Origin of the sequence: Streptomyces paludis (genome assembly GCF_003344965.1) — a bacterium.
GTDB classification, from domain to species: Bacteria; Actinomycetota; Actinomycetes; order Streptomycetales; family Streptomycetaceae; genus Streptomyces; species Streptomyces paludis.
On record NZ_CP031194.1, the window covers coordinates 3,091,940 to 3,102,158 of the forward strand.

The following is a 10,219-nucleotide window of genomic DNA, read 5'->3' on the forward strand; positions in this document are numbered from 1 at the left end:
CAAGGGAAGCTGCTCTAGCGTAGCCGGGAGGCTGTTCCCGCGACCGCTGACGGGGAGAACGAAAGGCCGTTGACAGGGGCCGCAGAGGGTGACGGGGCCCTGCAGGTGAGTCTTCGGCCTTCTCATGCACCTCCCGTCGCAAAGATCCCTACCGGGCCCCACACCACAGCTTGTTACACAGATGTGTGGAGCCGCTGCTGGTTGTCGCGGACCTGTCGGATGACGTCGTCAGGGGACAGAGCCCATCGGGCGGCGAGATGGCCGAGCATGCGCGGTAGGTCGCCGGGGCGGGCGGGGCGGGCCCCGACCCGGGTGAAGGGGCCGTCGGTCTCCAGCAGGACCCGGTCCATGGGCAGAGCCCCGAGCAGCGTTTGCCCCTTGGCGGTTGCCGTCATGGCGGGATTGAATGAGAAGTAGGCGCCAGCCACCAAGGCGTTGTCGATAAGCGTCGCAGGACCTGTGTACCAGTGCAGGATCGCGGAACTGACGTCGATCTGCAGCAGACGGTTGATGATTTCCTTTTCGGCGCCGCGGCTGTGGATGGTCATGGGCAGGCTGCGGGCGCGCGGGTCGCCGAGGATGGCTTCGAAGATGCGGGTCTGGGCGTTGCGGGTGGCACGCCCGGCGGGAGAGAAGTCCAGTCCAACCTCCCCGATCCAGGTGGCCTGGGAGAGCATGCGCAGGAAACGGGCGAGATCGGCCGGAGTGAAGGAGTGAGCGCGCAGGGGGTGCATGCCCAGGGCCGGGGTGACCCCGCTTCGTCGGCCGAGGCGGGCTCGCAACAGGCGGTATTCGCCGGGGTCTTCGGTGACGGCCACGACGTCGACATCGGCCTGTGTAGCCTCGTCGAGGATGGCGATGGGGTCACGGTAGCCGGTCAGGTGGCAGTGGGTGTCCCACAGCGTGTTCACGTGTCCGTGTCCAGAAGGCCGGCCAGGTCGCCTTGGGCTCCTGCGGTGAGCCAGCCGCGCACCTCGTCGCTGCCGCGGCGCCACACGTCGAGGAAGAGGCGCCGTTCGCCGCGGGGAAGAGGTCCGTTGCGCAGTACGTCGATGGCGGGCCGGCCGGGGCGGGTGCCGGCGAGGACGGCGCGCAGGTCGGCGCTGCGGTGGGTGGCCGCATCGAGGAGGTGGGGGTCGGTGAGGGCGTCCCAGGCGTAGTCGGCGGCCTGGTCCCATCCAACTTTGGCCATTGAGGCGCGCCGGATCAGGCAAGGGAAGCAGTAGCCGCAGTTCCCCTGAGCGCGGCCGTCGTAGCGGGCCGCTTCGGGATGGGAGCAGGAGATGCTGGCCGGGGCGAGTTCCCGTAGCAGGTCCTGGTTGGGGTTGGTGGTGAGCATTTCGCCCTTGGTCATCAGGCGGTAGGGGTTGATGAGTGGATTGGTCACCCCTGCCTCGTTCTTGAGTCCGGTGAACAGGGTGAGGAAGTGCGGGTGGGTCGTACGGGTGCTCAGGCTTCCGGCCCGTGCGCGGGTCAGAGGCGCGTTGAGTCCGATGTAGCCGTTTTCGGGCAGGTACACCGGAACGTCGGGGCCGAGCGATGAGGCGATCGCCAGTGCGGTGCTCAAGAACATAGCCGAGCGGGAGCGGGTGGTGGTCTCTCGGCTCTCGGGCAGCACCCGGGCCTGGGCGGGGTGCGCGGGAGCAGGGCGCAGGAAGAGACGCAGCGACGTCACCCGGCGTCCGTACCGGGCCGAGAGGCGTCTCAACAGCCGTGTCTGTGCAGCGGGGGTCTGTCCCCCCTCGTAGTGCGACAGTAGGCACAGCCGGAGGCCGGGATCCGTCTCAAGCAGGTCGATGACGCCGCACAGTGAGTCCAAGCCCCCGGAGAAGAGGCAGACTCCGTCTGCGACCACGCGCCCGCGGTCCTGGTCCGCCGCAGCTTCCATTACAGGGGCGGACTGTTGTCGGGCCGTGAGCGTCCAGCGGTCTCCTGTCAGGAAACGCAACGCTTCCTGTGCGACGGCGACCGGCCATCCTGCAGCTGTTTCCACCGGGAACTGCAGGTGCAGGTCGCGGGTCCAAGCATCTGCTGTGGCGCTGCGTGCGCTGATCCGGTCCGTCACGTAGGCGCCGAATGACAACAGCATCAGATCGGCCGCAGCGCGTGTCGGGGTAAAACTGCGGAAGAACCCTTGCCCCGCCTGGACGGTGGCGTGGGCGGAGCCCGGGACGAAGTCCAGCAGGACGTCGTCGCCCTCCTCCGCTGCGCGAAGGGTCTTGGTGCGTACCACGAATACGCTCACGCCAGTTCCTCCAGGGCGGTGTAGGCAAGCTGCAGCGCGCTGTCGACGATCTGTCGCCCGTGGGGACCAGACCAGTCCACACGCCATGGGTCGCCTTGTACCTTGATAGCCACACAGTCTTCGATGATCTGCCGCATCTGACGGTCGGCCCGCCTGGCGGCCTCGGGGTCGTTGATGCTGCCCAGCCGCTCCGCCACGACGGGCACACGGTTGTAGATGTAGTGCGTCAAGAACAGTTCCAGCAGTCGCTCTACGTCGCTACGGCTGGCCGCAGCAGCCTCCAACTCCTCCCAGGAGTCGGCTTCGGCAAAGAATTCCTCGAGTACGTCGCACACCGCGTCGCGAGCCGCCTGGGCGTCCAGGTCTCCGCCCGCTCCGGCGAGAGACGTGACCAGCTCGTCAACGACCTCATACCGGTCGCGCCCTACCAGGTCACCCAGCCCGGCCTGCTGCAGGGCCTGCCCGAGGCCGCCTGAGGCCACCCCGGCCAGCAGGCCACCCAGCCGCTGTGCAGCAGTGCGGCCCGCGCCAGCACCGGCTGCCGCTCCCCCGGCTCCGCCCAGCACCGGGACGTGTCGTGCCAGGACCATCGCTGCACGCTGACGCGCCGCGCTGCCACTGCTGATGTCGCGGGTGTAGGCCGTGGCGGCGTGCTTCAGTCCCGTCCAGGCTCCGCCGGAGCCGCTGGTCCGGTCGGTGGAGGTGCCCATCTCAGCCTCCCGTTCCGCTCTGGCGAAGCTCTCCGACCAACCGACTGATCGGGTGTGGGCTGTTCTGCCAGCCGTCCAAAAGCGCCACCACCGACGGATCGTTGGCGGGCAGCCGGCGCACGATGGTGGTCAGTTTCGAGCGCAGTGTGTCCAGCGGAATCATCCGCAGGGCCTCGCACAGCGCAGGAACCACGGACGATACGGCCTGCCCGAGTTCCAGGGCACCGTCCGTCGCGGGACCGGTCGGGTCCCTGAGGACGATCTGGAGCAAGTGCTCGACGAGTACAGGAAGATCCTGCTCCGACACCGATTCAGTTACCGATCCCACTGCGGCCCGGCGCTGTCCACGTACGTCGGACTGGAGCTTACCCAGCAGCTCCTGGACCTGGGCGGGAAGCCGCGCGGTGCTGGCGGCGAGGGTGAGACGGGCCCGGGCGAAGGTGAAATAAGGGCCCAGGTCCACATTCGCCAGCGGAGGATCCAGCAGCAGCCACGCTGCAATGTGCGGTTTGTCCGCCCAGGCCCGCACTTCCTCGTCGAGTTCCCCGCCGGATGAGTCTGGGGCAGGCGCGCTCGGTGCCGTGCCTGCCCGCCGCTGCGAAGACCCGCGCCGCCCGCTCGTGTTCTGCGGTGTCCCCGGCTGCCCGGCGTCGCCGACCGGAGCGGGCGACGGTGGCTGCACGTGTCGCTCGGCAGCAGCCAACCGGTTCACCGCCTCGGGGCCCTGGACTTGCCAGTCGAACAGTTTCTGGAAGTCCGACAGATGTTGCTCCTCCAGCACCATCAGTTTCGCCAGAACCTTCGGACTGAGCGTGGTCCCCCTCCGCTCGGCACTGGCCAGCCGGAGAGTCAGCGTATTCATGAACCGTTTGATCTGCCGCGGGTTACCGCGCAGTCCGCTTCCCAGGACCGGGGCGGTCTGAGCGGCCCACGACATGTCCGAACGAAGGCGTTCGGGCATTTGTTGGCCCAGTGTCTGGGCCGCCAGCCCCGCGTTGAGAGCGACGGCAAGGGCACTCTGCCGCCTGCGCCGTGCGACCGCGTCCTTGACCTGCGTGAAGGATGCTTCGTCGAGGTGGGACTGAGCGAGCAGGAGGTGCATATACGTCTCGGCTTCGGGGGCCGAGAGAGCGGGGATGTTGACCTTGACCTGCAGCATCTTTTCTAGATACTCGGCGCCCAGACCCGTGGTGCCAGGGCGCCCCAGCCCCGGGTAGCGCATGTCAATGGCGGCCTGTACGACCTCGGCATGCGCAGCGATGACGAACGCGCTCTTTTCTACGTTCAAAAAGAGCCGGATCGCCTCGAACGTGCCGACGACGGTCGGGGGCAGGCAACGGTCCAGATCATCAATCATCACAATCACCGCACTGACCTGGGGCAGCGACGCCAAGAGTTCGGAGAATCGATGCCGGAAAGTGCCCACGTCCACATACAGCTGCTCTGCCTCGCCCTGCGGTGGGAGAGTGTCGTCCGTCCCGTCGGAGGATGCGGGCGCTACTCCGGCGAGGGCTTGCTGGGTAAAGGCGGACGCCATGTCACCCAAGGCCGGGTCGGCGAGGGCGGCAGCCATTGCCACTCCGGTGGGTGCGGCAGACAGAGCGGCTTGCCCCAGCCGACGTGCCGGTCGCCTGAGCCGGTCGACCATCCGGTGCAGCCTGCCAACCTCCTCGGCCTCGGGTGTTTCTTCTTCCACGAGGCTGCCGAGACGCGTCAGTACCGACTCCATGAGCGCTGTCTTGATGTCCTCATAGCCCTCGTACTGCCACGGGCTGAAGGACACCACAACGTAACGACCGGACTCCGGGCCGACCATCTGACCGAGCTCCGCAGAAACGATCTTCAGCAGACTGCTCTTGCCCGAGCCCCAGCCGCCCAGAACACCCACGGTCAGCGGAAGTAGCTGAGGCTGGGTCAAAGCCACCACAAGCTCATCGACCAGAAAGTCGAATCCGAGCAGATCGAGGTCGGTTTCGTTGTCTGACCACACGTCGCGCTCACAGCCCCCTCCATCACACACCTTTGTGTGCCGATGATCCTATCTGGGGTTACTGACCTTGAAGTCGTCTTGTCGTAGGGGCTGACGGTTGGTGATCGTCGCGGTATGCCGGAGGTATGAGGTATCCGCAGGGTGGGGGTCTGACCGCGGAGAGGCAAGCATTTCGCGAGCGGGTCCGGATGGAAGCGGTCGCCATGTTCGCCGACGGACGTGGCAGTACGGAGATCGCGAAGGAGTTACGGGTCAGCGTCCGGTCGGTTCAGCGGTGGCGGCGGTCCTGGCGGGAGGCCGGCCAGGACGCGGTCCGTTCCCGCGGCCCGGTGTCCCGTCCGAAGCTGAATGACCGACTGTTCGCGGTGCTCGAGGAGGAGTTGGCCAAGGGACCGGTCGCTCACGGCTGGCCGGACCAGCGGTGGACGCTCGCCCGGATCAAGACGTTGATCGGCCGACGGTTCCACAAGTCCATGACGCTGTCGGGGATCTCCCAGATGCTGCGGCGCCGTGACTGGAGCCATCAGGTTCCGGCCCGTCGTGCCGTCGAGCGCGACGAGGCAGCCGTCGCCGGCCGGGTGAAGGAGGTGTGGCCGCACCTGGAACCACCGCGGCGGCGCTCGGGGCCTGGACCGTCTTCGAGGACGAGGCCGGATTCTCGATGACGCCGCCGACCTCACGCACGTGGGGCAGACGCGGATCCACCCCGGTCATCCGCGTCCGGGGCCGTTCCCGGCGTCGCTTCTCCGTGGCAGCCCTGTGCTGCTACCAGCCCGGCGAACGCTCCCGCCTGATCCACCGGCCCAAACGGCATACCGACCACAAGAGCGGCGGCCGCAAGAGCTTCGCCCGGACCGAGTACCGCGACCTCCTCATCGCCGCCCACCAGCAGCTCGACGGACCCATCGTCCTCATACGGGACAACCTGAACGTCCACAAAGACCGCCGCATGCGGGCCTTCATCGACGCACAGGACTGGATCACCGCCCACCACCTGCCGCCCTACGCACCCGACCTCAACCCCGTCGAAGGCATCTGGTCAGTACTCCGTCGGACCACCCAGGCCAACACCGCCTTCACCGACCCCGACCACCTCATCCGCCAGCTACGGCACAGCCTCCGCCAGATCCAATACCGCAGCGACATCATCGACGGATACCTCACCGGGACCGGCCTCACACTGACGACACCACGCCTACAACCTCAGTAGATGTCTCGAAGTCACCATAAGGACGACTCGGTTGACTGGTGAGAGACTGCCAACACTGTTTCCCGCTCGTCGGTGTAGATCTGGTCCAGGAACGACGGTTGGGTGACACAGGGTCACCCGCCCCAGCGGAGGCTTCGGGGTCCTCAGCCCTCAGACGACTCGTCAACGCTCATTGTCAACGGCCTTGTAGTGCTCCCCGCTTGTGAGGTCCGGAGAGATGCTTGACGGCTCGGTCTCGGGACTTACTTGACGGTGTCTCGCGGGATGCTTGACGGTTCCGGGTGATGCTTGACGTCAGCGGGAGTCGGCGATGAAGCGCAGGACGGCGCCGCCCTTGCGGGGGTGGGTGGAGATCTCGACCTCGCCGTCCAGGACGCGGAAGCAGGTCTCCTCGATCACCACGGTGACGCTCTTGCCAGCGTGGGCGATGCCCGGCCGGAGCTTTTGTCGGGCGACTTCGAAGGTGCCGTCCGCGCCGACGCGCCGGATGGCCCGTCGTGGCTGTGAGGGAGGCGGGGGCAGCGGTGTCGTGGCGACCCGTGCGCCGGTGAGTTTCGCGCGGCGCTGGTAGGGGATGGCTGCGGGCAGTGTCTTGACCAGAAGCCCGGCATGGATCACATACATCATGCTGCCGTCGAAGCGCAGGGTGACGTGCTTGCCGATCAGGCCGGCGCCGACGGCAACGGGCGTCTGCCCGAGCGAGACCACGCCGTCCTTGGTCACCTTGCGGTCGACCTCGACCACGGACATGGGGGCGAGGGGCTTGTCGGCTCTGATGCCGCCCTGGGGTTCCGTCCCGCCGGGCCGTCCACCGCGCATGATCAGCCAGTTCAGGTCGGCGTCGGTGAAGCTCATCGAGCGGGTCCGGACCAGTTGTCCGTCGAGCAGGACGTGGACGGTGTGGTGGCTCGCCCAGACGGTGACGGTGCGGCCGACCAAGGTGGGGCTGAACTTCAGGCTCTGCCGTTGCGGGAGATTCACGTGCCGACTGGGGGCGATCACGGCCTCGAACTCCACGGCCTGGAGCGGGATGTTGTCCTCGGACGAGCCCGGTGGCGGGAGCATCGGAAGCCGCATGGGTTCGGCTGGCCGGGCCATCGGCACCGCTGGCACGGCTTCCACGGCCCGCGGTGGATCGATCGTGAGCGTGTGCGGGCGAAAGACCTGGGCTGGGGTCGCCATCTCGAGCGACTGGTGGAGCCGGGTGTGGTTGTAACTGTGAACCCAGGCGTCGATTGCAGCCTGTGCAGCGGCCGGGTCGGCGAAGGGGCCGGCGTGGTCCAGCATCTCGCGCCGCAAGGTCTTGTGAAAGCGTTCGATTTTCCCGGTCGTGGTCGGTGACCTGGGCTTGGTCAGCCGCTGGTTGATGCCGTTCTCGCGCAGGACGCGCTCGAACATGACCTCGGTGGGCAGGGGTTTGGAGTACCGGCCGGTGAACTGTTTGCCGTTGTCGGTCAGCACCTCCGAGGGGACCCCGAAGCGACGCATCGCCTCGATGAATGCCTGGCACACGGCCCGCCCGCTCGGTTGGACGAGCACCGTGGTGATCACGATGAACCGGGAGCAGTCATCGATCCCGGTGAGGAGCTTGCACTCTCGCCCGTCGGCCAGAAACACCCCGCCCATCAGGTCCATCTGCCACAACTGCATAGGCGCGTCACGCTGCCATCGTTTGTAGACGCGGCGGTGGACCTGGACCTGGTGGCTGACGAGCCCGTTGCGGACCAGCACACGGTGCACTGTGGAGCGGCTCGGCGCCTCCGCAACCCCGCGCACGGCCAGCTCGTGGGCAATCCGTCGGGCACCCCACTTCGGGTAGCTCTGTCGCAGTTGGCAGATCGCGAGCTCGACTTCGACCGGTACCCGCGACGGCGAGGTGTGTGGTCGACGCGAGCGGTCCTTCAACCCGTCCCGCCCACCCTCACGGAATCGCCGCAGCCAGGTGTGCAGCGACTGCCGCGATGTGCCGTACCGACGGGCGACCTCAGCCACCGGCGCACCATCCAGCACCTCCACCACGGCCCGGAATCGATGCTCAACTGTCCAGTCCTCACCTGCGGTCTCGGCAGGATCAGCTATCTCACCCATGCCCGTACCAACGAGCGGCGTCCGTAAGGGATGTGCCTGGACCATCAAGAGTCTCCCTCGACCGTCAAGCAAGTCCAGCAACAACGGCGTCAAGGAAGAGCTGGGACTGCACAGTCACTCATTCCGGGGAACAGCGATTCCAGAGGTTACGGAGGCAGCGTGAGTGCCTGAATCCGTGTTCCAGAGGCGACGATCTCATCTGGAGTCACCAGCTCAAGGCGGCACATTGGGCACTGCAAGGCCGTGGGTACGAGAAGGGTCGCCGTGGGCGAAGATGCGATCTTGTCGTAGAAAACTGATGCTCTACCTGAGCACGCCGGGCACTTCGCGGCCACTAGTGTCTCGTGACCCTGTTCATGTCAGTTCGAGTTGTTATTTACGAGTTTCTTCACGTTGGTCGCGACGAGTCGGACCTTCGCAAGGACTTCGCCGGCGGTCGCGGTCCAGGTGAACGGTTTCGCCGTCGTGTTCCAGGAGTTGATGTAGTCGCGGATCTGTTTGACCAGTACGTTAACGCTGGAGAACGTGCCGCGGCGGATGGACTGCCGGGTCAGGATTCCGAACCAGATCTTGATCTGGTGCAGCCACGAGGGGCCGACGGGAGTGAAATGGAAGTGGACGTGCGGGTTCTTCGCCAGCCACTCCTTGACCTCCGGGGTGGTGTGCGTCGAGAGGTTGTCCAGGACCACATGGATGTCCTTCCCCGCGTGCGGCTTCAACGCCTTCTTCAAGAAGGCGAGGAAATCCTTGCCGTTCCGGGTCGGCCTGCACTCGCCGAGTACTTCGCCGGTGGTCACGTTCAGGGCGGCGAAGAGGTTCATGGTGCCATGCCGGATGTAGTCGGCGGTGCGCCGCTCGCTCACCGCGAAGGCGACCGACAGCACCGGCTGGGTCCGGTCCAGCGCCTGGATCTGTGTCTTTTCGTCGATCGAGAGGACCACCGCGCCGCCCGGCGGCGCCAGGTACAGACCGATCCATCGGCCACCCTCTCCGCGAACGCGGGTCTTTGGAAAGCTTGAAAGTGCCGGACCGGTGCGGCTTCAGACTCTCCTCCCGCCAGATCCGCGCGATGTAGTGCCAGGACACAGTGATGTTCTCGACCTGCTTCAGGTACTTCGCCAACTCGCGTGTGGACCAGTGCGAAAGGCCGGTGCCGTCCGGCGGCGTCATGCGCGTCAGCGCGATCACGCGGGCCCGCACCCGCGCGGGCACCTGTTCCCGGGCCCCGCCGGGCCGATCGCCTTCCAGCCCGGCCAGTCCGAACTCGGCATAACGCCACTTCCAGCGGTCCACCGTCGGCAGCGATACGCCAAGCAGCTCGGCAATGTCCTTGCGCCGACGGCCTTCACTCGACCACAGCACGATCCGGCCCCGCGTCGCTATGCCGGCAGGCACGTCTCGACTGTTCACCAACTCCCGCAACACGACGGCCTGTTCCGCGGAGAGCTTCATACCGAGCGACCCTGCCACAAAAGATCAAGTAACGCTGACGGAATCACGAGACACTAGGCCGAACCAACGCCTCGACTATGACATTAATTTACACGTCTGAAATATTCGACACCGACCGGGAAAATACCGCCACCAGTTACGTCAATCTATTCAAACTGGACCGGAGAATCCAGGCGAAGCCCGGTCGACCGACTCGCCGCGAGATGTAATGTCGGCCACACCGACAGCCCAGGCGGGCCACCAACCCGACGCCCTTCACCAGCACCGGAAGCACAGAAGCATCGGCGCGCGGCACTCCGGGACGCGTCACGCGATCACTGCGGAGCCATGCCCCAGAAGATGAACCAAGGCACGGCAGGTCACCTTTTCACGCCAGGTCCGAAAACGATCTCTTGCGGGTCACTCTCGCCGATGGCTACGATCTTGCGGCAGGGGGTCCACGTAAGCTGTTTAGTTGACGTGTCGATTGAGGCGAGAATACAAATCGCTGCGCCCAGGTAGCGGCGGACCCTCTCAGTCGCGAA

General features: G+C 66.2%; 7 protein-coding genes and 1 pseudogene. 1 reads left to right on the forward strand and 7 read right to left on the reverse strand.

The window, feature by feature from the left end:
• Nucleotides 1-173 precede the first annotated feature (173 nt).
• The 4 genes from DVK44_RS13565 to DVK44_RS13580 are packed head-to-tail and all read right to left on the reverse strand — an operon-like array spanning nt 174 to nt 4,945.
• Nucleotides 174-911: a TatD family hydrolase gene (locus tag DVK44_RS13565; RefSeq protein ID WP_114659918.1), complete on the reverse strand. Its 738-nt coding sequence runs from the start codon at nt 909-911 to the stop codon at nt 174-176.
• The gene (qatC, locus tag DVK44_RS13570; RefSeq protein ID WP_114659919.1) at nt 908-2,245 is read right to left on the reverse strand and encodes a Qat anti-phage system QueC-like protein QatC; all 1,338 of its coding nucleotides are present in this window, start codon (nt 2,243-2,245) and stop codon (nt 908-910) included. The genes DVK44_RS13565 and qatC overlap by 4 nt, the downstream gene beginning before the upstream one ends.
• Nucleotides 2,242-2,955, reverse strand: coding sequence for a hypothetical protein (locus tag DVK44_RS13575; protein ID WP_114659920.1), 714 nt, complete (start codon nt 2,953-2,955; stop codon nt 2,242-2,244). Before DVK44_RS13575 ends, qatC begins: the two co-directional genes overlap by 4 nt.
• A gap of 1 nt (nt 2,956) precedes the next feature.
• Nucleotides 2,957-4,945 (reverse strand): P-loop NTPase fold protein, encoded by a 1,989-nt coding sequence (locus DVK44_RS13580; protein WP_114659921.1) that lies wholly within the window; start codon nt 4,943-4,945, stop codon nt 2,957-2,959.
• Between the two features lie 125 nt (nt 4,946-5,070).
• On the opposite strand from DVK44_RS13580, the gene DVK44_RS38025 reads away from it, so the two are divergent.
• A protein-coding gene (locus DVK44_RS38025; RefSeq protein WP_456243356.1) for an IS630 family transposase occupies nt 5,071-6,155 on the forward strand; the annotation gives its coding sequence in 2 pieces (ribosomal slippage) (nt 5,071-5,514 and nt 5,517-6,155; 1,083 coding nt in all).
• 294 nt (nt 6,156-6,449) lie between these two features.
• On the opposite strand, the gene DVK44_RS13595 is transcribed toward DVK44_RS38025, so the two are convergent.
• The 3 genes and pseudogenes from DVK44_RS13595 to DVK44_RS37875 all read right to left on the reverse strand — a co-directional run.
• The gene (locus tag DVK44_RS13595) at nt 6,450-8,234 is read right to left on the reverse strand and encodes an IS481 family transposase (protein ID WP_408055396.1); all 1,785 of its coding nucleotides are present in this window, start codon (nt 8,232-8,234) and stop codon (nt 6,450-6,452) included.
• A 368-nt stretch (nt 8,235-8,602) separates the two neighbouring features.
• Nucleotides 8,603-9,217: an IS630 family transposase gene (locus tag DVK44_RS37040; protein WP_228447615.1), complete on the reverse strand. Its 615-nt coding sequence runs from the start codon at nt 9,215-9,217 to the stop codon at nt 8,603-8,605.
• 94 nt (nt 9,218-9,311) lie between these two features.
• Nucleotides 9,312-9,695 (reverse strand): annotated as a pseudogene (locus tag DVK44_RS37875) (helix-turn-helix domain-containing protein); the annotation flags it as partial.
• Nucleotides 9,696-10,219: the final 524 nt, after the last annotated feature.